Below are 20,420 nucleotides of genomic sequence, written 5' to 3' on the forward strand. Positions count from 1 at the left end.
ATCACAACCTCAGCAGTGTTTCCATCAATTCGTCGACAACCGAGATGACACGGGCATTTGCCGCGTAGACGTTTTGAATCTGCATCATGTTTTGCAGTTCGGTGTCGGTGTCGACGCCTTGTTCGGCTTCGATCCGCGCCATCTCGGATTGTGCATTGCGCGCAAAGATGCGGCGCGTCTCGGCGCTGTGAGCGTCTGCACCGGCGCTGGACATCAACGCCTCGGTGACTTCCGCCGCCCGCATGTCGCTGGTGCCAAACACGGTCGACGCCATCGGGCGAGCGGTGTCCAATATCGCACCAAACGCTTGCAATTGCGCTGCGTTTCCGGGGTCGCCCGGAGCGGCCGCCCCTAATCCCCCGCGCAAGCGCCAACTGGCGCCGCCGGCGTCGGGGTCAACCGTTGAATTCAGACTGATCCGCGCCGCCAGACCAACCTCAGCCAACGCGTCAAAGCGGTTCCCGTCGTCGGTAAATAGCCCGGGGTCAGTCGGGACGGCAGTCGGATCGAGACCTGGCGTTTCGAATCGTTCAATCAGATCACGGGCCACGGCATCCAGTTGAACCTGCGCCTCAACCGCAAGATTATCGCGGATCTCAAATTGAGCGGCCAGCGCGCCGTCGCGAATCTGTGCAGTGCCGCCTTGCGTGCGAACGGGGTTTCCGTTCATTTCAAGGCCGGACAGCAAGCCGTTTGCCACGGTCATACGAGGTTGGGTATCGCCGGTGGTCGTAAAGCTGAATTGAGCCGCCGACCCTTCCAGCAGAATCAACCCGCCTTCTGCGTAGAGCGAAACGCGATCGTTTTCGCGGGCAACGACGTTCACCGGTATAAGTTCGTTGACGCGATCAATCAGCACCTGCCGCTGGTCCAGAAAGGCGCCGATGTCCCCACCGCCGTTTCGTATTGCAGGAAGCTTGCCGTTCAGGTCTTCGATATCCTGAAGGGTCTGGTTAAGCGTCTCTACATACGATCCAATTTTTCGGTCGGCGTCCGACCGCACCTGTCGCAGGTTTTCCGACGCCGTGTTCAACCCGTCTGACAATGCCCGCGCGCTGCTTGCCGCCTGATCCAACCGTTCTGCCGAATCGGGCAGGCTGGATGCAGTTATCAGGCTGTTCTCAAAATCCGAGAGCCGGGCAGCCAGGGATGTGGCCTCGCCGGGTGGCCCGACAAATCGCTCAAACTGTGAATAGAACTCTGCAATGGCCGTCCGCTGCGCAAATTCCGCATCAGTTGCACGGCGGTTCGCTGTCAAAACCGGATCTTGATGCCGAGTGATTCCTGCGATCCGAACGCCATTGCCCGATATCTGGCTTGTGGTCAGTTCCAGCGACCGACGGGCAAAGCCGGGCGTCAACGCGTTGGCGATATTGCCGGACACAACGGCGGCCCCGCGGCTGGCCGCGGTCAGGCCACCCAAGGCATTGTTCAAAGCGGTCGACATGTTCATGAGACAGGTCCCTTCCCGTGGTCAGTCCCGGATCAGCGTTTGATGTTCGTGGTTTCCTGCAGCATTTCATCAACGGTCTGAATGACCTTGGCGCTGGAGGAATAGGCGCGTTGTGTCTGGATCATCGAGGTCAATTCGGTGGCCACATCCGTGGTCGACTCCTCGCGTGCGAATGAAACGAGATCACCGGTTGGTCCTTCGCCCGCGTTCCAAAGAAAGAACGTGCCGCTTTCCCGGGATGGCGCGTAGGTTTGACTGTCCAAGGCTGTCAGCCCATTCGGATTAGGGACGTCCACCAATGGGATTTGGAACATTCGACGACTGACGCCGGTGTCGTAGAACGCATAAACGTACCCGTTTTCGTCAACCTGCACACTGGTCATTGTGCCAACGGCGGAGCCATCCCGCGTGATCGAAACTGGGGCGAACGTGTCCGACAATTGGGTGATACCGTCTGCATCGCCAATTTGGCCGATGTTGATCTCCATCGGGCCGCCGGCCACGTTCACAACGAAGCTGCCGGTTGCAGGGTCATAGGGACCACCTGAAATGGTTGTGACACTGGCCAGTGTTCCGCCGGCGGTGCGGCTGTCTGTAAATGTCAAAGTGTATTCGCCAATGACCGCGCCGCCGGATGCGGAATCGCGCAACGTCAAAGTCCATTCATTGCTGGATCCGGCGGCGGGAACCGTCGGCACAAGTTCGATGTCAACGCTTTCGGACTTACCAAGATTGTCGAAGTATTCGACGGAAAGAGGTTGCGTGTCTCCGGGGGCGCCCGCGTCGGTCGCGGTGGCGGGCAGGTTCATGCGCAGGTTCATCTCTGTTGTCGGTGCGCCGGACAATTGGTTGACGCTCAATTGAATGGGCTCCAAAGCCGCAGGTGTATCACGCGGAACGCTGGGAATCGTTCCGTCGGGCGCGGCTCGCCAGCCAAGCAGGACGAGGCCGGATTTCGTGACAAGATACCCCTCATCATTGGTGCGGAACGAACCGGTTGTCGTCAGCAGCATCTCATTCGAGCCCGCAGCGATCTGAGAACTTGGGCGCACCGGCAGCATGCCGCGCCCCCGCACGGCAAGGTCGGTCGAGTTGTCCGTTGTGACCAGCGGTCCCCTCTGATCAATAAGACGCTGGCTGGTGGTTCTGACGCCGCCGGCAGAGTAGCTGCCGCCTTGGCCTGAGGTGACCATCGAATGAAAGTCCGTCTCAACGCGCTTGTAGCCGAAAGTCGAGGCATTCGAGATATTGTCGGAAATGGTCGCCAACTTGCTGGCATTGGCTTTCAATGCTGCCACACCGGCATTCAGCGAGGAGGAAATGGTCATCGGCACGCCCTTCTGTTGCGTCTGTCGTTGAAGCAACAGGTAACGCACACCCCCTTAACAGCGCGCTAACAGATAAAATGCGCCCTATCCTTGAGGTCAGGGCCTACGCAGAAATATGATCTCGATTCGGTTGTTGCGCACGGCCATGGGGTTGTCGTCGGTAAGATTTCGGTCGGCGTGGCCTGTGACGCGTTCAAGCCGCTCGGGGTCAACTCCGTTGTTCTGCAACAGTCGACGAACGATCTGGGCCCTGGATGTCGACAGATCCCAGACCGGGTTTTGGGCGAGAACCAGTGGGGCCGATCGCACATGACCTTCAACCGCGATCGAATTGGTCACAAGGTCAGATGACCGGGCCACCAAAAGCGCAAGTGCCCGCATCATGTCGGTTGGCTTGTCGGTTTCGGGCTCGAACAAAGCTTGCGATTCGGTGTCGAACAGTTCGACAACCAGCCCTTCGTCCGTGACGCGCGTGACGATGTGCTGCAATTGCTTGCGCGAGACCATGCTTTCGCCCGTACGCCCCAGCAATTGGGCTTCGAGCGTCGAAAAATCCTCGAACGCGCCTTTTCCCCCGCCTTGCGCATCGACGCCGGTAGAGCCGCGCGCCTGTTTCGCTTCGGTCGGGTTGCGATTGCTGGCACCGGAGCCATCCATCACCAAGGTCTTTTCCGAAAACATGTTATCACCGCCAAAGGCGCCGTCACCGCCGCCGGACACCGGGTTCACCGGGATCGTGGGCGAGAAGTAATCCGCCAAACCTTTGCGTTGCTTTTCAGTCGTTGCGTTTAGCAGCCACATCAACATGAAGAAGGCCATCATGGCCGTGACAAAGTCGGCATATGCGACTTTCCATGCGCCGCCATGGTGGCCACCGCCGCCGGACACGCGCTTCTTCTTGATGATGATTGGCACCGCATTTGATTGCGCACCCATCTCCACCACCTTTTTCACCCAATGACCGGGGTAGCAGCGCCAGTCTTAAGGTGGCCTTAATACATAAAAATTTCAGGAAATGACCGGTCTACCTTGGACCCCCGACAGTGGCACGCCGTAGAATCAACGACAGGCGATTAAAGCTGTTTTCGATACCTTCCGGGTCGGATAAAGCAAAAAACCTGTCCAGTTCCTCGTGGACCCGTACCGCCTGATCCAGCAGCGGGTCCGCGCCTTCGGAATAAAGGCCTGCCTTGATCATGACCTCGGACTGCTCGTAACTGCCGACCAGCTTGCGCGTTTCTGAAATCATACGATTTTCATCATCGCTGGCGGCGCCGGGCAGACTGCGCGACACCGAGCGGCTGAGGTCTATGGCAGGGAACCTTCCACGCTCTGCAATTTCTCGGCTGAGAACGATATGCCCGTCCAGCACGCCGCGCAGAATGTCGGCTATCGGCTCGTCCATGTCCGAACCGGCGACCAGAACGCTGAAAACTGCCGTGATGTCGCCTTGATCCAAATCGCCGGGTCCCGCCCGTTCACAAAGATTGGCGATCAGGGGTGTGACCGACGGTGGGAACCCGCGCAGGGTCGGCGCCTCTCCCATTGCGACGGCAATCTCGCGGTGCGCCTCGGCGAACCGTGTTACTGAATCCGCCAGAAACAGCACGTTCAGGCCTTGGTCGCGCAGATATTCGGCCACAGACATAGCTGACCAGGCGCAACGCCGTCGGGCCAAAGCCGATTGATCCGACGTGGCAGCAACAACAACCGCACGCTTCATCCCTTCAGTTCCGAGTGTTGTGGCGACAAACTCGTTCACCTCGCGCCCGCGTTCGCCAATCAAAGCGACCACAACCGCGTCGGCGTTCATTGCGCGCGCCAGTGTTGCCAGCAGCGTCGATTTGCCGACGCCGGACCCTGCAAACAGACCAACGCGTTGTCCGCGCACGATGGGAAGCACCGTGTTCAACATCGCCAGCCCGGTTGCCAGCCGACCACCCAGTGGTTTGCGACTGACAGCTGGGGGCGGGGCCTGCATTATGTCGCGTTCCTGTAGACCGCCCAGCAGAGGTTTGCCGTCCAAAGGATTGCCGAACGGATCCACGACGCGTCCCAGCCAATACATACCGGGTGTAAACGCGCGCGAATCCTCCAGAACGACGTCATCGCCGAGGCTGACACCATCTGACGTTGCGCCCGGCAGCATATGGATTTGATCCGTGTCGACATGCAGCACCTCGCCCAGCAGAACCGGGCCAAAGCGGCGCTGCAGGGTCAGATGATCGCCGATTCGGGCGGTGTCGCTAAGACCGCCGACCATGACCACCCCGTTTGCAACACCAGTGACCTTACCCACATGGCGCTGGGCTGACAGCCGATCGAACTCATGTTTCAGAAGCATCGGGTCCAGTTCGGTCATTGCGGCGTCTCCAACTTGTGCGTCGAAAACGGTTTCTAAACGAATCGGGGTTAAGCCTTGATTGAAATTGATCGAGGGAGAAACCCCGATGTTCTCTGATTTGAACGTCTTTAAGACAGCGTACGCAATGGCAACCCATGCCGGGCAACGGCAGGCGGTCATCGCGCGCAACATGGCAAATGCCGATACACCGGGATACCAGGCCCGCGATATTCAGACCTTTCAGACCGCTTTCGAAAACACTGGTCCGCGCACTCGGATGGTTGCGACGCGCCCAGCGCATATTCAGAGTGCCGAAGCCGGGGATCAGCCATGGACCGAACGGACGTCGCGCGCGGTGGGCGATCCAAACGGTAACGGTGTTTCGCTGGAAGAAGAGATGCTGAAAGCCGTGGAGGTCAAGCGCCAACATGATCGCGCACTGGCGATCTATCGCTCTTCCATTGGCATCCTGCGAACCAGTCTCGGCAAGGCATAAGGGGCAAACGCATGAGTGATTTTTCCCATTCCTTAAGCGCCTCGGCCAGTGCGCTGCGGGCGCAGGCTGTGCGGTTGCGGCACGTGTCCGAGAATATCTCAAACGCGGACACGCCTGGCTACCGACGCAAAACAGTGCCTTTTGAAACCGTCGAAAACGCGGGTCGGGATGTCGTACAGGCCGGACGTGTCAAACTCGACCGCCGCGCCTTGAGCAGGATTTACGACCCCGGACATCCCTTGGCGGACGAGACTGGGCACTATCGCGGGTCAAACGTCGATCTGATGATCGAAATCGCCGACGCGCGCGAGGCGCAACGCAGCTATGAGGCCAACCTGAAGATGTTCGACCAGACACGACAGATGTCGTCGTCGCTAATGGATTTACTTCGCAAATAAGGACACCCAGAATGGATATCCGATCCCTGACCGCCGCACAGAACTATGCAGGTGCACGCCCGGCCACGCAGGCCGACCCCGATCACGCAGGTCTTGCACAAGGACTGCAATCCAGTTTTCGCGACTTTGCAGCAACGCTGAAACACAGCGAGCATGTGGCGCAATCTGCAATGGTCGGACAGGCCGACCCGCATGCGCTTGTCCAAGCCCTGGCCCAAACAGAGTTGGCAGTCGAAACAGCGGTGATCGTTCGCAACAAAGTCGTTGAAGCCTATCAGGAAATCCTGCGGATGCCGGTCTGATACCATGCTGAGCGAGGGTTTGTTCTATGACATCGTGCGTCAATCGCTCTGGGTCGCGGTCATCACATCGGTGCCGATTTTGGCGGTTGCGCTGATCTCGGGACTGGCCGTTGGCTTGTTTCAGGCTTTGACCTCGGTGCAGGAGATGACGCTGACCTTCGTTCCCAAACTGATCGCCATCGTCGTCGTTTACTGGATCTCGATGGGGTTCATGACCCAGACGCTGGTCACTTTCTTTACCGGAACGCTTGTTCCGCTGATCGCAGGAGGTCGTTGATGGACACTGCCTATGTCACCCTATCCCGGCAATCCGGTTTGATGAACGAGATGCGATTGGTTGCGAACAATATCGCCAACGCGAACACGACGGGATACCGCCAGCAAGGTCTGGTTTTCTCCGAGTTCATTCACGACGCGCGCGACGCGCGGTCCCTGTCCATGAGCCGGGCCGAGGTGCGCAATACGGCGCTGCACCAAGGCGTGCTGACCGAGACCGGAGGTCAGTTCGACTTTGCCATCGAAGGCGATGGGTTTTTTCTGATCGAATCGCCGGACGGCAATCGCCTGACCCGAGCGGGCAGTTTTTCACCCAACGCCGATGGCGATTTGGTGACGCCGGACGGATTCCGGGTTTTGGACAGCAATGGTGCGCCGGTCTTTGTTCCGCCCGATGCCGCAACAATTGATGTTGGCGGGGACGGAACGCTGAGCGTGGACGGGCAATTGCTTGGGCAAATTGGCGTCTTTCGCGTCGATGATCCTCAGAACCTGGAGCGGGAAGGCAGCACACTGTTCCGACCGGCCGGAGTTACTGAACCGGTCGAGAATCCGGTCGTCCTGCACCGGTTTCTGGAAGGTTCGAACGTCAACGCCATCGAACAGGTAACGCGTCTGGTTGAAATTCAACGCGCGTACGAGCTGGGGCAGAGCTTTCTGGATTCGGAAGACGAGCGTGTTCGAAGTGCGCTCAAAGCCTTGATGCGCTGAACAGAGCAAGGAGAAACGAAATGCGTGCACTCAAGATTGCGGCCACCGGTATGACGGCGCAGCAGATGCGGGTCGAGACGATCTCGAACAACCTCGCGAACATGAACACCACAGGCTACAACGCGCGCCGCGCCGAGTTTGCGGATTTGCATTATCAACAGATGGCGCGCGCGGGCACGGTGAATGCCTCCGACGGCACTGTGCTGCCCACAGGCGTTCAACTGGGGCTGGGGGTGCGTCCATCGGCAGTTACCGTGCAGCTGGAGCAGGGTGCATTGTCCCAAACCGGTGGCAATCTTGACGTGGCCATCGAAGGGCGCGGATACCTGGAAGTGACCCTGCCCAACGGTCAGTCCGCGTTTACGCGAGACGGAAGCCTGAAACGATCGGCTGAAGGGCTCATCGTGACTTCGGACGGGTTCGCCGTGGCGCCCGAAATCACGATCCCGGATGACGCCAGATCCATCTCGATCAATGCGGATGGCGAGGTCTATGCCTATTTCGACAACACCCCGGAGGGTCAGCTTTTGGGCGAGTTCACGCTGGCCAGTTTCTCCAACGCCAAAGGGTTGGAGGCGATCGGGAGCAACCTGTTCAAGGAGACCGAAGCCTCCGGCGCGCCAGTGGTCGGCGAGCCAGGTGAAGATGGCCTGGGGACCTTGCGACAGGGCTATCTGGAAGACAGCTCGGTCGACGCTGTGCGTGAAGTCACGGAATTGATCGAGGCGCAGCGCGGGTATGAAATGAACGCCAAGGTCATCTCGGCTGTTGACCAGATGATGGGCGCGACGACGCAGGTTCGGTGATGCGCGTATTGCTCATAGTGTTGGCCTTCTGGCCTCTGGCGGCTGTGGCTGAAATCATAGTGCCGACCCGTACGATCAGCGCCAAAGAGGTCATCGTCGCCGAAGACCTTGAGATCAAGGCATCGAACATGGCAGGCGCGGTTACAAGCGCTGCCGCCCTGATAGGGCAGGAGGCTCGGGTCGCGTTGTATCCCGGCCGACCAATTCGGCAAACCGATGTTGGCCCGCCTGCAATCGTCGATCGCAACGATCTGGTGACGCTGGTTTTTGGCCGTACGTTTCTATTGATCACGACTGAAGGCCGCGCTTTAGGTCGCGGCGCTGTGGGTGAACGCATTCGCGTCATGAACCTGTCGTCGCGTACAACGGTGTCCGGCGTAGTCCGTCCGGACGGAACAATTGAGGTGAATTGATGTCGCGCTTAACCAAACCCCTTCTGATGGTTGCACTGACCGTTGCGGCCTGTGGTCGGTTGGATCACTTGGGCAAACCACCAAGCCTGACGCCAACAAACGAGTCCCCGGAACACGTGGCAATGCTATGGCCCGGGCTTCCGCTGCACACTCAGCCGCAAAGAACGGTTGACCAGTCATCACTGTGGAGCGGGGGGCAGCATTCCTTGTTGGGAGATCAGAGGGCCATGAAGAAGGGTGATATCCTGACGGTCGTGATCGAACTTGACGAAAAGGCAGAGATTTCCAACGACACCAACCGCTCGCGTGCGGGCAAAGAAAGCCTGGCCGTGCCGGGCCTGTTGGGTTTCCCTCAACGTGCGACGCGAAACTGGCCCGAGGGTGCCTCGTTGGATGAGGTTGTCGAGATTGACTCGTCTTCGTCCTCCAAAGGCAAAGGGGCCGTCAAGCGGAAGGAGAAGTTGACTTTGCGTGTCGCGGCGACGGTGGTGGACGTTCTGCCCAACGGGGTTTTGTCGATTTCGGGCACGCAAGAGCTGCGGGTGAATTTTGAACTGCGCGAACTGTTGGTCTCGGGCTACGTTCGCCCCGAGGACATCTCGCGCCAGAACGAGATCACGTATGACAAGATCGCGTCGGCGCGCGTTTCCTACGGTGGTCGCGGACAAATTACTGACGTCCAGCAGCCGCGATACGGTCAGCAAGTCCTAGATACGCTTTTGCCGTTCTGAGGTGCCAAAGTGATCAGAATGCTGCTGCCGATTGTCTTTTTGCTTGTTGGTTTGGCTGGAGGTATTGGGGCCAGCCTTTTGCTGACACCGTCCACCGAAAGTACGGAACAAACGAAAGCTGAGGCCGAAACTGAATACGTCCAGGACAGCAAGTCGAAGACATCAAAAGAGGCCAAGAACAAAGGTTCCGACGCGTACGAATACCTCAAACTGACAAAGCAATTCGTGGTTCCCGTTGTCGCAGACGACGAGATTACGGCGTTGGTGACAATGTCCCTGAGCCTGGAAACCAATCCGGGGATTACAGAAGTGTTTTATGACATGGAACCCAAACTGCGGGATGGGTTCCTGCAAGTGCTGTTCGATCACGCGAACACCGGTGGGTTCGATGGCGCGTTTACGACCTCGGATAACCTTTTGACGCTGCGCAGGTCCCTGTTGGAAGTCGCTCGCAAAGAGCTGGGCCAAGATGTCTCAGCCGTATTGATCATGAGCGTCAGCCGGCAAGATACATGACGAGGCTTGTTTCGCAGCCTACTCGGCCCGTCGCCGCGCCTGGTTCAGCAATTGTGCCTTCAATTCCCCGACCGCCTGCTTTCGGCCGAAAGCTGTACGAAGGTCTTTCATCGCGTCCATTTTTTGTGCGCGCAGCCTTGCAAGTTCCAAGTTCAGTTGGCGCCGCGTGGTCGATTCCCATCGGTGCCACAAGACATCCGTTCCGGTAACGCGGTACCCTTCCGATTCAGAGCTGTCTGTTCGCGCCTCGGCAAGCTGATTGTCCAATCGGGCCAATTGCTGCAGGATCCGTGCCTCCGCTTGCAACAGGGGGCGAAGCCGCTGATTTTCTTTTTGAAAGATAGCTTCAGATACGGCGGATAAATCAGAAATTTGTGCGGGCTTCATCGAATTTGCCCCTTGGCGCGTTTTCGCATGGCCTCGGCAAATCGTATTGCAGCAGCGACTGGGTGGTAGTGTTCCTGGGCAATCTCTTGCCCGACTTTTACCGTTGCATGGATTGCGCGGGCCGTGGGCGGGTCGGAATGGATCGGAACCGCGGCGTCGGTCGCTGCAGAGCGGATCGCGGCTGCCACCTCATCCACACCCTTGGCCACGCAGACCGGAGCGGACCCCGCGGCCCGCGACCATTTCAAGGCAACCGCATAGTGCGTTGGATTGACGATGACCACGTCTGCTTTGGGCACGTCGGCCATCATCTGATTGGTGGCAATGTCCTGCGCTCTTTGCCGGCGGTGCTGTTTGACGTGCGGGTCGCCTTCGGCATCCTTGGTTTCGTCCTCCAACTCCTTGCGCGACATGCGGTTCTTGCGGATGTGTTCAGCGTGCTGCCACAGAAAATCGACCACCCCGATCGCCAGGGCGACCATGACGACGATGGATAGAAACCGGACCAGCAGGTTCATCATCAACTGGACTGATGCCCGCGCAGGGGCGGCGCTGGCGGCCAGTATCTCATCCAAATTCACGTGCAGAAACACCGCCAGGCAAGTGCTGTAGATCACCAGTTTGACAAAGCTTTTGGCGAACTCGAACAAACCGCCGCGCCCGAATTTGTTTTTGGCATTGGAAACCAGGGAAACTCGAGACAACTTGGGTCGCAGCTTGTCAGGCGCAAAAACAAGCGCGCGCTGGGCAATCAGGTTGAGCAAAACCGCTGCAGCGGGCAACAAGAACAGCATCGCAACCGGCGCGATGCCGGACTTTAGCAAACCGGCAACCGGGGCCGTCGCCGGGCCAGCCGTGATCAGGTCGGCAATCTGATCCGGTTGATCGATCAAGACGACCAACGCTGTGCCGAGATGGTCTGCGACATACTGGCCCGTGGTCAACATTGCGATCAGCAGGCCGATGTATGCGGATACAACAGACAGATCGTTGGACTTGGCAACCTCACCTTTTTCCCGAGCCTTTTGGAGCTTTTGTGGCGTCGGCTCGTAGGACTTGTCGCTGTCGTCGCTCTGCCCGCTCATGGCTGGTTGCCAAGCGGATCATGCAGGAATGCGAACAACGCGTCTGACCAAACCCCTTGGATCAGCGGCGCGCCTGCAAAAAGCAGAAACAAGCCCGCGAATGTGATCGCGGGCGCCCCGACAAAGGCGACCATCAGCTGGGGCATCGCCCGGTTGATCACGCCCAACGCCAGATTGTAGACCAACGAGGCAATGACAAAAGGTGTCGCCAGCGCGAAAGCCAACCCGAAACTGCGCGAGACCTGAGCAACGCCCCACTGCGACAGATCCGGGGCCGACAGCGGGGTATTCACAGGAAACAGAGTGTAGCTCTGGATCATGAATTGGGCCGCGCGGACATGCAGCCCAAGTAGAACCGCAAGCGTCAAACTGGCCAGGGTCAGAAAAAAACCCATCGCCGGGACAGGCTCGATAGCGGCCCCTCCCAAAATCTGTGACAGAGAGGTGGCCTGCGCGGCAATCGACCCTGCCGTTTGGATCGCCAACACAAAAAGCCGCAACCCGATCCCGAGTGCCAGCCCGATCAGAACTTCGGTCCAAACAAGCACCGTCAGGTCCAATAACCCGGACCCTGCCGGGAACTCGGGAATGGCGGGTGAGACGATCAAGGTGAACGCGACGGCTATTCCCAACTTCATTCGTACCGGGATGCTGCGTTCGCCAAATGCAGGCAGCAGCGAAACCAGAGCCGAAACGCGCAGGAACACGGCAAAGACATGCCACAGGTTGTCCCCAAATGAGGACAGAACGTCAGGCGGCAAGGCGATCATGCGGGCACGGTTCCAACAAGGGCTGGACGGGCTTCGAGACCGATCTCCTCGAACGAAAACACCGGGTTCGCGATCCCGCGCGCCTGCATGATTGTGCGCAGCAGTCGACGGCGGCGTGTCGAGGTCACAAGTGCGGGGAACAAACCATGCTCAGTCGTTTTTGAGACGGTTTGGGTCACGCCATCCGCCAGTTTGTTGAACAGATTGGGTGGCAATGCCACATCTGGCCCCGCCCCCGGCGCGTCGATCTGATAGCTTGCAAAGGTGTCTTCCCACTCGGGGGCCAGTTGGATCAGCGGGATTGAACCGTCCTCGCGTTTCATATCTGCAACCAGTTGAAACCCAAGCTGTTGGCGAACAAACTCGCAGATACCTTCGGGCTGCGTCGTGGTCAGGCGCGCCTCGGCAATGCTCTCCAGGATCAAAGCCATATTGCGAATAGAAACGCGCTCGTCCAAAAGCAGCCGCAGAACCGAATGCAGTGTGTCCATCGGCACCTTGTCGGGGATAAGGTCATCCAGCAGTTTTCGGTTAGCTTCCGCGCGAACCGGGTCGCTGAGGCGCGTCATCTCCGACAACAAACGCCGCAAGGACTTGAGCGTCAAAAGGCGCGGGAAGTTCTGCTTGATGATTTCCAGCAGATGCGTCGCAAGAATTTCGGGCGGTGTAACGATGGTGGCACCGCTAAGGGCCGCAGTCTCTTGATCCTTTGGAAGAATCCAGCGGGCGGGGGCACCGTAAACCGGTTCGGTTACGTCGGTGCCGTCCGGCAAAAGATCTGCGCCGTCCTGAACGAGCGCCAGCACCAGATCCGAATTCAGCACCCCGCGTGCCTGTTCGACGCCGTGCACCTTGATTACATAGGTTCCGGTCGGCAGATCCGCCCGGTCGGTCAGGCGAATTTCGGGCAGGATCAGGCCGAAACTGGACGCGACATAGGTCCGCATGTTGGCAATACGCGCATCCAGGCCCGTGCCGGGATTCAGAACCATGCTGACAAGATCCGCGGCAAACTCCAGATGCAGGTCGTCGAGGTCGAGAATATCGCCGATGGCCTGCGAAACCGGGGCCTCGGGTCCGACGGGCTGAGGTTGGGACGCCTCGGCTAGGGCTGATTGGGACTTGAAAACGGTATAAGCTGCAAACCCCAATACGCCTGCTCCGAGGATGAAGGGCAGGAACGGAAGGCCGGGAACCAACGCGAATAGCACCATCAATACGGCGACGGTTCCCAGGGCGGCCGGATGCCGCCCCAGCTGAGAAAAAATCGCGTTGTCCGTGGCGCCTTGTGTGCCACCGCGGGCCAGCAACAGGGCGGACGCGATGGATATGATCACCGCAGGTATCTGCGATACCAGCCCATCGCCAACAGTGAGTATTGCGTAGGTTTCAAAAGCGGCAGCAACCGGCATTCCGTGGACGATCACGCCCATTACCAGACCCATGACAAGGTTCAACAACGTGATAAGCAGGCCAGCAATAGCGTCACCCTTGACGAACTTCGATGCGCCATCGAGCGAGCCGAAAAACGTTGTCTCCTGCTGCTCTCTCTCACGTCTTTCTTTGGCTTGCTGGTGGTCGATAGCCCCGGCGGACATGTCACTGTCGATGGCCAATTGCTTGCCCGGCATTCCGTCCAATGCAAAACGCGCACCCACTTCCGCCATGCGGGCCGCGCCTTTGGTGATGACCATGAAATTCACGATCAGCAGCACACCAAAAACCACGAGCCCCAGAAATATGCTGCCGCTCATGACGAATTGTGCGAACCCCTCGATCACATCGCCTGCAGCGTTTGTGCCGGTGTGCCCCTGACCGATGATCAGCTTTGTCGATGAAACGTTCAGCGACAGCCTCAGCATGAGCGATGCCAGAAGAATCGTGGGGAAGGATGAGAAATCCAGCGGACGCTCGATGAAAAGTGTGAGCGTGAAGATCAGGATTGCCAATGCGAAGGATGCGGCCAATCCGACATCCAAGACCCAGGCCGGCATTGGAAGGATCATCATGACAATCACCGTCATGAGTGCCAAGGCCAGTAGGACAGTCGGAGAGAACAGGGCGCGAATGTCGATCCGAGGCATGGCTTTCCCCTAGTTGAACGCGATAAATGCCACATCGGCGTCGGATGCGGGCATCAAGGACCCCAGAACGCCTGGTCGTTCGTCGCCGTGCGCGCGCGGGATCAGAGGTCCGTTTGCGCTGGCGAAGGGATTAACCGGTCTGTCTTGGTTTGGTTCACCGAGGTCCGCCAGTACGGCCTGAAACCGTTCTTGATAAGCGTGCGCCAGGTCCGGTGTCCGCGAGTGATAGGCGCCTGCCGCGGCTTGCCACGAGCCAAGCTCAGCGTGCAGTTTTCTCAGAAAACCTGCTGCATAACGGGCATTTTCATCCGGGTCGAACATGGCATCAATCGACCGGAAGGCTTTGCCATGCCACCGGTAGTTGATCTGGAAGCATCCAATGTCGAAACTGCGACGGCCCGCCTTGAAGATATTGAAAACATAGGATTTCGCCTCACGCTCGGTGGCAAACCAATACCCTTGCCCTTCAACGTTGATGGTCCATGGCCAGGGCTCGATCCGTCCTTTGTGGCGGCGACCGGTTTCCACCCGTGAAATCGCCTTCAGCACATTAATTGGAACGTCTTCGCTTTGCGCGGCTCGCTGGGCCGCCCGGTCGCATGCGTTCGTGAAACCAGCCATGGCTTCGGTCGCAAGTACAGATGCGAAAATGAGGAAAACTGCAATTGTCGGTTGGGGCATTCTGCCTGTTCGCGATTCTGTTCGATCGCGGGCACGCTAGCAGGTTGCAAGTTTACAGAGCGTTATCGACTATTCAATTTCGATCAATTCGCCGGCCGAAAACCACACTGGTATTGGTTCGCAAAACGCCGGGAACCTTCGCCAGCTCGTCCACCAGAATATCCAGATCCTCTATCCTTGGCGCTTCGGCGGACAACAGCAGATCGAACTCGCCATTGATCGAGAGGCAGAGTTTGACTTCGGGATACGCTTCCAGGCGTTTGATGATGCGGGTCGTTTCCTTTTGCTGGACCTCCAGCAAAACTATGACCTGAACCTTGGGCGCGTCTTCTGCGTGATGCAGGATGACAGAATAACCGGTAATGACACCGCGTTCCTGCATTCGATTGATGCGTTCGTGGACCGTTGTGCGCGCCACGCCCAGTTTCGCGGCAATGCGCGAGGTCGAATCCCGGGCATTGTGTTGAAGGGCGGCGATAATGCGACGGTCAAGCTGGTCCATGGTTCTATTGGTCTAGTGCAGAAGGCGACCCAATCTCAAGTCGTGTCGGTCTGGACGACCGCCTGGCCTTCACGCGGCCATAACACAAAGGCCAGACCAAGGCCGAAAACAGCCGCAGTCGCCATATAGGACAAGGCCGCTGTTGCACCGAGCCGTGTCATCAGCCAACCAGCCAGCGGATAGAGAAACAGCCAGCACGCATGAGACAGCGTGAACTGCGCGGCAAACACCGCCGGGCGATCCTCGGGCCGTGCCGAGCGGGTCAGCAATCGCCCGGATGGGGTCAGGGTCGCTGAATAGCCAAAACCGACGCAGGCCCAGAAGCAGGTCAAAAGACCCAGCGACAAAGGGGCAAATCCCGACAATATGGCCAGAATCGCCATGGCTGATGTGCCCATAAAGGCCCCGCTCAGCATGACCGTTCGGTCCGCAAAACGGTTCAGAATTGACGGTAACAGAAACGCGGCGACCATTGATCCGCCACCAAATCCGCCCAACGCAATCGCAACCGCATTCTCAGGAAGGCCGAGGTCCGCGCGGACGATGACCACAGTGTTTACGATGACCATCGAGCTGAGCGCAGCGGCATTCCAACTCAGAGCCAGCAGCCCGCGCAGGCGTGGGGTTCTCAGATAGATTCTGATGCCACGAGTCGTGCGATCATAGATGCCGCGGCGACCAGATGGTTTTGGAGAGGGCAAAACCACCGAAACAACCAGCAACGCTGACGCCATGAAGCCAAGGCTTGTGCCCCAAAACAGGGTGTCGAAAGTTATGAAGGTCAGCAATAGCGCCGCCAGCATCGGGCTGAGCAGGCTTTCCATGTCAACGGCGAGGCGCGACAAGGACAGGGCGTTCGTATAGTCTTTTTCGTCGGTCAGAACGTCCGGGATTGTCGCCTGAAAGGCAGGGGTAAACCCGGCCGAGGCGGATTGAAGGACGAAAATCAGCACGTAGACCTGCCAAACTTCGGTGACGAAAGGCAGGCCGATGGCGACAGTTGCGCGAACAAGATCCAGAACCACCAGCATCCTGCGGCGATCAACCTGCTCGGCGAATGCCGCGGCCAAAGGCGCAACGACGACATAGGCCACCATCTTGATGGTCAGTGCCGCACCCAAGACCAACCCGGCCTCGTCCCCGGCCAGATCGTAGGCCAGTAGGCCAAGCGCGATTGTCGCCAAACCGGTTCCGGTCAGCGCGACGATCTGCGCTGCGAACAGATGACGGTAGACCCGGTTTCGAAGGACACCCAGCATTTTCTAGAGGTACTTGGTTATGGTTTTGAAGTCTTCGACATTGGACTGTGCGCTGTTCTGATCCGCGGATAGGCAATGGTCGATGTGATCGTGGATCAGAACCCGTTTTGCGTTGGTGATCGCCTTTTCCACGGCAAACAATTGCTGCGCAATATCTGCGCAGGGGGCGTGGTCATCCATCATGGCAATTACCTTGGCAAGATGCCCGTGCGCCCGCTTCAGCCGCGCCTTTATGTCGGGGTGGGATTCGTGCATGTGATTGGACATGATGTATCCCTATCCCCCCCATGAGGATAAAGTCAACACATCGACCCCGTACATTGGGCTCTCGAACCGAGAGCGTTGAGTTTGCCTGACAAACCTCCTATCTCGGGGACGATACGAGACAAAGGAACACCGCGTGGCGAACCACTTGTACAAAAACGACCTGCCGGATGGGTTGGACCTGGGCCCCGTTGTGGCCATTGATTGCGAAACAATGGGCCTGAACCCCCATCGCGACCGCCTGTGCGTAATCCAAATGTCAGGTGGCGACGGCAACAGCCATATCATTCAGGTCGAACAGGGCCAGACAGAGGCCCCGAACCTGTGCGCTATGCTGGAAAACCCGGACATTCTGAAACTGTTCCATTTCGGGCGGTTCGATATTGCAGCCATGTACCATACATTTGGCGCACTGGCCGCACCTGTGTACTGCACCAAGATCGCCAGCCGCCTTGTGCGCACCTACACGGATCGCCACGGGTTGAAAAACCTGTGTCAGGAGCTGATCGGCGTCGATATCTCAAAACAACAGCAGATGAGCGACTGGGGCGCGGAAACGCTGACCGAGGCACAACTGGAGTATGCCGCGTCAGACGTTCTTTATCTGCACCAGTTGCGCGACGCGTTGGATGGCCGTTTGTTGCGCGAAGGGCGGACCGAGATGGCCCAGGCCTGTTTTGATTTTCTGCCGATGCGTGCGAAACTCGATCTCGCAGGCTGGCCCGAAACGGATATCTTTGCGCACTCATGACCGATAACGAGTCCTTTCTTGAAACCGCGCGACAGGTCGTGACGGACGAGGCACGGGCGTTGGACGTTCTGTCAGAAGGTCTGAATGATGACTTCGCCGAAGCGGTGCAGTTGATTCTGAACGCCACGGGTCGGATCATTGTCAGCGGCATCGGCAAGTCAGGCCATATCGGGCACAAGATTGCAGCAACTCTGGCCAGCACAGGTACGCCAGCCTATTTCGTCCACCCCGCCGAGGCCAGCCACGGCGATTTGGGTATGGTGTCGAAAGGTGATGTGGTTCTTGCAATTTCGAACTCGGGCGAGGCGCCGGAGTTGGCAAACCTTCTGACATTTACCCGGCGCTTTGGTATTCCGTTGATCGGACTTTCCAGCAAACCGGAAAGCACGTTGATGAAGCAAGCGGATGTGCACCTTCTGATCCCGTCTTTGGGCGAGGCCTGCGGCTTTGGCATGGTCCCCTCAATTTCGACGACGCTGACGCTGGCGATGGGGGACGCGCTGGCCATCGCCCTGATGAAATACAGGGATTTCCGGCCCGAACACTTTCGTGATTTCCATCCGGGCGGCAAACTGGGTGCGCAGCTGAGCAAGGTCAGCGACCTGATGCATACGGATACGCCGATTGTCGCCTCGGGCACAGCGATGAGCGAAGCACTGCTTGTGATGAGCCAAAAGGGCTTTGGCGTTGTCGGCGTTGTCGATGCGGACAGCCGCCTTCTTGGGATTGTGACAGACGGGGACCTGCGGCGACATATGAAAGGTCTGCTGGAACTGACCGTCGATGAGGTCATGACGGCGAACCCACGCACCATCGGGCCGGATGAACTGGCCGAAAGTGCGGTGGCGTTGATGACGATGCAAAAGCCCAAGATCACCTGTCTGTTTGTTGTCGACCCGCAAACCGAAGGCCGCGCACAAGGCATCCTGCACATTCATGACTGTTTGCGTGTCGGGCTGGGCTAAGGAGGCTTGTGGTGGATCGCTATTCCCAAATGGTACAGTTCTTCAAAGTGCTGTTGCCGTTGGCGGCGATCTTTCTGTTGGCGACCGTTTTCCTGCTGTCGCGCAGTATCGAAACCAACGGAACCGGGCCTTTCAGTGACGACGCCATCGACCAACGGATGTCGGACCAGGTGGTCACCTTGCCGGACTACAAGGGCGTGACGCGCAAAGGCGAAGAAGTTCGGATCGAAGCGCGCCAAGCCAGACAGGGCCAACCCGGCGACGATCCGACCGCGTCCGAAATTCATGGGCAATATGACCTGAGCAACGGGCGCGAGATAACGATGGTGTCCAACGAAGGCACGATCCGCCCCGACAAGGGCACAGCCACTTTTGTGGGTGACGTCGTGATTACCACAGCGGATGGTATCCAGGTGACCACTGACCTGTTGAACACATCACTGGACGAAATTCGCGGGAATACGCCGGGACAGGTTGATGGAACCGGCCCGATCGGTGACTTTACGGCAGGGCGCATGACGTTTGGAACGGAAAAAAAGGACGGACCTGTCCATATTCTTTTTACAGATGGCGTGAAGCTGATATACGAGCCACAAAAAGCCGAAAGATAACCTGTGTTTGATTTACGCGTAGTCTCTGTTTCCCTTGTCGTGACGTTAGGTGGTTTGCCGGCGTGGGCACAGGAGGCACAGGTCGCTTTCGGATCTCCGAACGCAGACCCGACCTTACCGGTCGAGGTTACGTCCGAAACGCTGAATGTGAATCAGGAAAACGGGTCGGCAGAGTTTCTGGGAAACGTTATCGTCATTCAGGGCGAAATGCGCCTGACCGCCGAACGCGTTCTGGTCATCTACAACGAAGCGCAATCCGCCATCGAACGGATGGAAGCCACGGAAAATGTGGTTCTTGTCAGCCCGCCGGACGCGGCTGAAGGGGATTGGGCGGAATACACCATCGACTCAGGCGTGATCGAAATGAAGGGCAACGTGCTGCTGACGCAGGGGCCAAGTGTCATCAGCGGCGACGAGATGATTGCAAATCTGAACACAGGGCTGGCCACGATGACGGGCCGGGTCAAAACCATCCTGCAGCCGAGTGGAAACTGATGAACAGCCCTAAGTTGTCCGTTGCCGAGGGCTCTTCCGGTCTGAAGATCGAAAAGCTGCGCAAGTCTTATCGAAAAAAGACGGTGATCCGGGATGTGTCCATGACACTGAACCGGTCCGAAGTTGTCGCGTTGCTGGGGCCAAACGGGTCTGGCAAGACAACAACCTTTTATTCGGTGGCCGGGCTGGTGTTTCCCGAGGCCGGCACCGTCACGATTGATGGCCAAAATGTCACGACCTTGCCGATGTACCGACGCGCACGGCTGGGGATCGGGTATCTTCCGCAGGAAATGTCGATTTTTCGGGGCATGAGCGTCGAGGACAACATCTCGGCCGTTCTCGACATCACCGTTGAACATGCTCATCGCCGAAAAGAGCGTTTGGAAGAACTGCTTTCGGACTTCTCGATTGAACATCTGCGGCGTGCGCCGGCGCTTGCGCTATCCGGCGGTGAGCGTCGCCGGGTCGAGATTGCCCGTTGTTTGGCGGCCGATCCAAAGTACCTGCTGCTGGATGAGCCCTTTGCTGGCGTTGACCCCATCAGCGTGGGCGATATCCGCCATCTGGTCGCTGATCTGAAGAAACGCGGCATCGGCGTTTTGATCACGGATCATAACGTTCGGGAAACGCTGGAGATCGTGGACCGAGCCTACATCCTTCATGACGGGCAGGTGCTGATGTCCGGCACGCCAGACGAAGTTGTCGAGAATGAAAACGTCCGACGCGTCTACTTGGGTGAAAACTTCCGAATTTCATGATGTTGCGTGAAAAAAGCACCGGAAGGTGATCAGA

General features: G+C 58.2%; 26 protein-coding genes. 14 read left to right on the forward strand and 12 right to left on the reverse strand.

Annotation, left to right across the window (positions count from 1 at the left end):
• Window position 1 precedes the first annotated feature (1 nt).
• The 4 genes from flgK to RA28_RS00235 all read right to left on the reverse strand — a co-directional run bounded on the left by flgK (window position 2) and on the right by RA28_RS00235 (window position 5,143).
• Complete coding sequence (flgK, locus tag RA28_RS00220) at window positions 2-1,453, reverse strand: flagellar hook-associated protein FlgK (RefSeq protein ID WP_039522381.1); 1,452 nt, start codon at window positions 1,451-1,453, stop codon at window positions 2-4.
• A 32-nt stretch (window positions 1,454-1,485) separates the two neighbouring features.
• Entirely contained in the window at window positions 1,486-2,781 is a 1,296-nt protein-coding gene (locus RA28_RS00225) for a flagellar hook protein FlgE (RefSeq protein ID WP_039525379.1), read from the reverse strand.
• 96 nt (window positions 2,782-2,877) lie between these two features.
• On the reverse strand, window positions 2,878-3,717 hold the full coding sequence (locus RA28_RS00230; RefSeq protein ID WP_039522384.1) for an OmpA/MotB family protein: 840 nt from the start codon (window positions 3,715-3,717) through the stop codon (window positions 2,878-2,880).
• A gap of 88 nt (window positions 3,718-3,805) precedes the next feature.
• A complete protein-coding gene (locus tag RA28_RS00235; RefSeq protein WP_052261209.1) occupies window positions 3,806-5,143 on the reverse strand; it encodes a FliI/YscN family ATPase in 1,338 nt (445 codons plus the stop codon).
• A gap of 88 nt (window positions 5,144-5,231) precedes the next feature.
• On the opposite strand from RA28_RS00235, the gene RA28_RS00240 reads away from it, so the two are divergent.
• The 9 genes from RA28_RS00240 to RA28_RS00280 are packed head-to-tail and all read left to right on the forward strand — an operon-like array spanning window position 5,232 to window position 9,774.
• A complete protein-coding gene (locus RA28_RS00240) occupies window positions 5,232-5,621 on the forward strand; it encodes a FlgB family protein (RefSeq protein WP_039522388.1) in 390 nt (129 codons plus the stop codon).
• A gap of 11 nt (window positions 5,622-5,632) precedes the next feature.
• Window positions 5,633-6,019 (forward strand): flagellar basal body rod protein FlgC, encoded by a 387-nt coding sequence (gene flgC, locus RA28_RS00245; protein ID WP_039522390.1) that lies wholly within the window; start codon window positions 5,633-5,635, stop codon window positions 6,017-6,019.
• A gap of 11 nt (window positions 6,020-6,030) precedes the next feature.
• Entirely contained in the window at window positions 6,031-6,321 is a 291-nt protein-coding gene (gene fliE, locus RA28_RS00250; protein WP_039522394.1) for a flagellar hook-basal body complex protein FliE, read from the forward strand.
• 4 nt (window positions 6,322-6,325) lie between these two features.
• Window positions 6,326-6,598, forward strand: coding sequence for a flagellar biosynthetic protein FliQ (locus tag RA28_RS00255; protein ID WP_039522399.1), 273 nt, complete (start codon window positions 6,326-6,328; stop codon window positions 6,596-6,598).
• Window positions 6,598-7,308, forward strand: a complete 711-nt coding sequence (locus tag RA28_RS00260; protein ID WP_039522401.1) for a flagellar hook-basal body complex protein — start codon at window positions 6,598-6,600, stop codon at window positions 7,306-7,308. Before RA28_RS00255 ends, RA28_RS00260 begins: the two co-directional genes overlap by 1 nt.
• A gap of 20 nt (window positions 7,309-7,328) precedes the next feature.
• Entirely contained in the window at window positions 7,329-8,114 is a 786-nt protein-coding gene (gene flgG / locus RA28_RS00265) for a flagellar basal-body rod protein FlgG (RefSeq protein WP_039522403.1), read from the forward strand.
• Window positions 8,114-8,527 (forward strand): flagellar basal body P-ring formation chaperone FlgA, encoded by a 414-nt coding sequence (flgA, locus tag RA28_RS00270; protein ID WP_039522406.1) that lies wholly within the window; start codon window positions 8,114-8,116, stop codon window positions 8,525-8,527. The genes flgG and flgA overlap by 1 nt, the downstream gene beginning before the upstream one ends.
• The gene (gene flgH / locus RA28_RS00275) at window positions 8,527-9,258 is read left to right on the forward strand and encodes a flagellar basal body L-ring protein FlgH (RefSeq protein ID WP_052261210.1); all 732 of its coding nucleotides are present in this window, start codon (window positions 8,527-8,529) and stop codon (window positions 9,256-9,258) included. Before flgA ends, flgH begins: the two co-directional genes overlap by 1 nt.
• A gap of 18 nt (window positions 9,259-9,276) precedes the next feature.
• Window positions 9,277-9,774 carry a flagellar basal body-associated protein FliL gene (locus RA28_RS00280; protein ID WP_342585409.1) on the forward strand — a complete coding sequence of 166 codons (498 nt, stop codon included), beginning with the start codon at window positions 9,277-9,279 and terminating at the stop codon, window positions 9,772-9,774.
• Window positions 9,775-9,792: 18 nt separating this feature from the next.
• On the opposite strand, the gene RA28_RS00285 is transcribed toward RA28_RS00280, so the two are convergent.
• The 8 genes from RA28_RS00285 to RA28_RS00320 form a co-directional block, all read right to left on the reverse strand.
• A complete protein-coding gene (locus tag RA28_RS00285; RefSeq protein ID WP_241481033.1) occupies window positions 9,793-10,080 on the reverse strand; it encodes a hypothetical protein in 288 nt (95 codons plus the stop codon).
• A 77-nt stretch (window positions 10,081-10,157) separates the two neighbouring features.
• The gene (flhB, locus tag RA28_RS00290; RefSeq protein ID WP_039522415.1) at window positions 10,158-11,246 is read right to left on the reverse strand and encodes a flagellar type III secretion system protein FlhB; all 1,089 of its coding nucleotides are present in this window, start codon (window positions 11,244-11,246) and stop codon (window positions 10,158-10,160) included.
• Window positions 11,243-12,016, reverse strand: coding sequence for a flagellar biosynthetic protein FliR (locus RA28_RS00295; RefSeq protein ID WP_039522417.1), 774 nt, complete (start codon window positions 12,014-12,016; stop codon window positions 11,243-11,245). The genes flhB and RA28_RS00295 overlap by 4 nt, the downstream gene beginning before the upstream one ends.
• Window positions 12,013-14,100, reverse strand: coding sequence for a flagellar biosynthesis protein FlhA (gene flhA / locus RA28_RS00300; protein WP_039522420.1), 2,088 nt, complete (start codon window positions 14,098-14,100; stop codon window positions 12,013-12,015). The genes RA28_RS00295 and flhA overlap by 4 nt, the downstream gene beginning before the upstream one ends.
• Window positions 14,101-14,109: 9 nt before the next feature.
• Window positions 14,110-14,721 (reverse strand): transglycosylase SLT domain-containing protein, encoded by a 612-nt coding sequence (locus RA28_RS00305; RefSeq protein WP_052261211.1) that lies wholly within the window; start codon window positions 14,719-14,721, stop codon window positions 14,110-14,112.
• Between the two features lie 133 nt (window positions 14,722-14,854).
• On the reverse strand, window positions 14,855-15,283 hold the full coding sequence (locus RA28_RS00310) for an Lrp/AsnC family transcriptional regulator (protein ID WP_039522426.1): 429 nt from the start codon (window positions 15,281-15,283) through the stop codon (window positions 14,855-14,857).
• A 35-nt stretch (window positions 15,284-15,318) separates the two neighbouring features.
• Complete coding sequence (locus RA28_RS00315; protein ID WP_082029683.1) at window positions 15,319-16,542, reverse strand: MFS transporter; 1,224 nt, start codon at window positions 16,540-16,542, stop codon at window positions 15,319-15,321.
• Window positions 16,543-16,545: 3 nt separating this feature from the next.
• Entirely contained in the window at window positions 16,546-16,809 is a 264-nt protein-coding gene (locus RA28_RS00320) for a metal-sensing transcriptional repressor (RefSeq protein ID WP_039522429.1), read from the reverse strand.
• Between the two features lie 133 nt (window positions 16,810-16,942).
• On the opposite strand from RA28_RS00320, the gene RA28_RS00325 reads away from it, so the two are divergent.
• Genes RA28_RS00325 through lptB form a run of 5 tightly spaced genes read left to right on the forward strand, consistent with a single transcriptional unit; the run spans window position 16,943 to window position 20,386 of the window.
• The gene (locus tag RA28_RS00325; RefSeq protein WP_039522432.1) at window positions 16,943-17,557 is read left to right on the forward strand and encodes a ribonuclease D; all 615 of its coding nucleotides are present in this window, start codon (window positions 16,943-16,945) and stop codon (window positions 17,555-17,557) included.
• Entirely contained in the window at window positions 17,554-18,522 is a 969-nt protein-coding gene (locus RA28_RS00330; RefSeq protein ID WP_039522435.1) for a KpsF/GutQ family sugar-phosphate isomerase, read from the forward strand. Before RA28_RS00325 ends, RA28_RS00330 begins: the two co-directional genes overlap by 4 nt.
• 11 nt (window positions 18,523-18,533) lie before the next feature.
• Complete coding sequence (lptC, locus tag RA28_RS00335; protein ID WP_039525385.1) at window positions 18,534-19,133, forward strand: LPS export ABC transporter periplasmic protein LptC; 600 nt, start codon at window positions 18,534-18,536, stop codon at window positions 19,131-19,133.
• A gap of 3 nt (window positions 19,134-19,136) precedes the next feature.
• Window positions 19,137-19,628 (forward strand): LptA/OstA family protein, encoded by a 492-nt coding sequence (locus RA28_RS00340; RefSeq protein ID WP_039522438.1) that lies wholly within the window; start codon window positions 19,137-19,139, stop codon window positions 19,626-19,628.
• Window positions 19,628-20,386, forward strand: a complete 759-nt coding sequence (gene lptB, locus RA28_RS00345) for an LPS export ABC transporter ATP-binding protein (protein ID WP_039522441.1) — start codon at window positions 19,628-19,630, stop codon at window positions 20,384-20,386. Before RA28_RS00340 ends, lptB begins: the two co-directional genes overlap by 1 nt.
• Window positions 20,387-20,420: the final 34 nt, after the last annotated feature.

It is taken from the genome of Ruegeria sp. ANG-S4, from assembly GCF_000814005.1.
GTDB lineage: Bacteria > Pseudomonadota > Alphaproteobacteria > Rhodobacterales > Rhodobacteraceae > Ruegeria.

What these genes read in the sequence shown, in the direction of transcription:
- RA28_RS00310 (WP_039522426.1), bottom strand. Translation starts at nt 15,283, where the DNA reads ATGGACCAGCTTGACCGTCGCATTATCGCCGCCCTTCAACACAATGCC.
- RA28_RS00240 (WP_039522388.1), top strand. Translation starts at nt 5,232, where the DNA reads ATGTTCTCTGATTTGAACGTCTTTAAGACAGCGTACGCAATGGCAACC.
- flhA (WP_039522420.1), bottom strand. Translation starts at nt 14,100, where the DNA reads ATGCCTCGGATCGACATTCGCGCCCTGTTCTCTCCGACTGTCCTACTG.
- RA28_RS00295 (WP_039522417.1), bottom strand. Translation starts at nt 12,016, where the DNA reads ATGATCGCCTTGCCGCCTGACGTTCTGTCCTCATTTGGGGACAACCTG.
- fliE (WP_039522394.1), top strand. Translation starts at nt 6,031, where the DNA reads ATGGATATCCGATCCCTGACCGCCGCACAGAACTATGCAGGTGCACGC.
- RA28_RS00280 (WP_342585409.1), top strand. Translation starts at nt 9,277, where the DNA reads ATGCTGCTGCCGATTGTCTTTTTGCTTGTTGGTTTGGCTGGAGGTATT.
- flgK (WP_039522381.1), bottom strand. Translation starts at nt 1,453, where the DNA reads ATGAACATGTCGACCGCTTTGAACAATGCCTTGGGTGGCCTGACCGCG.
- RA28_RS00235 (WP_052261209.1), bottom strand. Translation starts at nt 5,143, where the DNA reads ATGACCGAACTGGACCCGATGCTTCTGAAACATGAGTTCGATCGGCTG.
- flgA (WP_039522406.1), top strand. Translation starts at nt 8,114, where the DNA reads ATGCGCGTATTGCTCATAGTGTTGGCCTTCTGGCCTCTGGCGGCTGTG.
- RA28_RS00230 (WP_039522384.1), bottom strand. Translation starts at nt 3,717, where the DNA reads ATGGGTGCGCAATCAAATGCGGTGCCAATCATCATCAAGAAGAAGCGC.
- RA28_RS00320 (WP_039522429.1), bottom strand. Translation starts at nt 16,809, where the DNA reads ATGTCCAATCACATGCACGAATCCCACCCCGACATAAAGGCGCGGCTG.
- RA28_RS00315 (WP_082029683.1), bottom strand. Translation starts at nt 16,542, where the DNA reads ATGCTGGGTGTCCTTCGAAACCGGGTCTACCGTCATCTGTTCGCAGCG.
- RA28_RS00225 (WP_039525379.1), bottom strand. Translation starts at nt 2,781, where the DNA reads ATGACCATTTCCTCCTCGCTGAATGCCGGTGTGGCAGCATTGAAAGCC.
- flgH (WP_052261210.1), top strand. Translation starts at nt 8,527, where the DNA reads ATGTCGCGCTTAACCAAACCCCTTCTGATGGTTGCACTGACCGTTGCG.
- lptB (WP_039522441.1), top strand. Translation starts at nt 19,628, where the DNA reads ATGAACAGCCCTAAGTTGTCCGTTGCCGAGGGCTCTTCCGGTCTGAAG.
- RA28_RS00260 (WP_039522401.1), top strand. Translation starts at nt 6,598, where the DNA reads ATGGACACTGCCTATGTCACCCTATCCCGGCAATCCGGTTTGATGAAC.
- RA28_RS00255 (WP_039522399.1), top strand. Translation starts at nt 6,326, where the DNA reads ATGCTGAGCGAGGGTTTGTTCTATGACATCGTGCGTCAATCGCTCTGG.
- RA28_RS00305 (WP_052261211.1), bottom strand. Translation starts at nt 14,721, where the DNA reads ATGGCTGGTTTCACGAACGCATGCGACCGGGCGGCCCAGCGAGCCGCG.
- flgG (WP_039522403.1), top strand. Translation starts at nt 7,329, where the DNA reads ATGCGTGCACTCAAGATTGCGGCCACCGGTATGACGGCGCAGCAGATG.
- RA28_RS00330 (WP_039522435.1), top strand. Translation starts at nt 17,554, where the DNA reads ATGACCGATAACGAGTCCTTTCTTGAAACCGCGCGACAGGTCGTGACG.
- flhB (WP_039522415.1), bottom strand. Translation starts at nt 11,246, where the DNA reads ATGAGCGGGCAGAGCGACGACAGCGACAAGTCCTACGAGCCGACGCCA.
- flgC (WP_039522390.1), top strand. Translation starts at nt 5,633, where the DNA reads ATGAGTGATTTTTCCCATTCCTTAAGCGCCTCGGCCAGTGCGCTGCGG.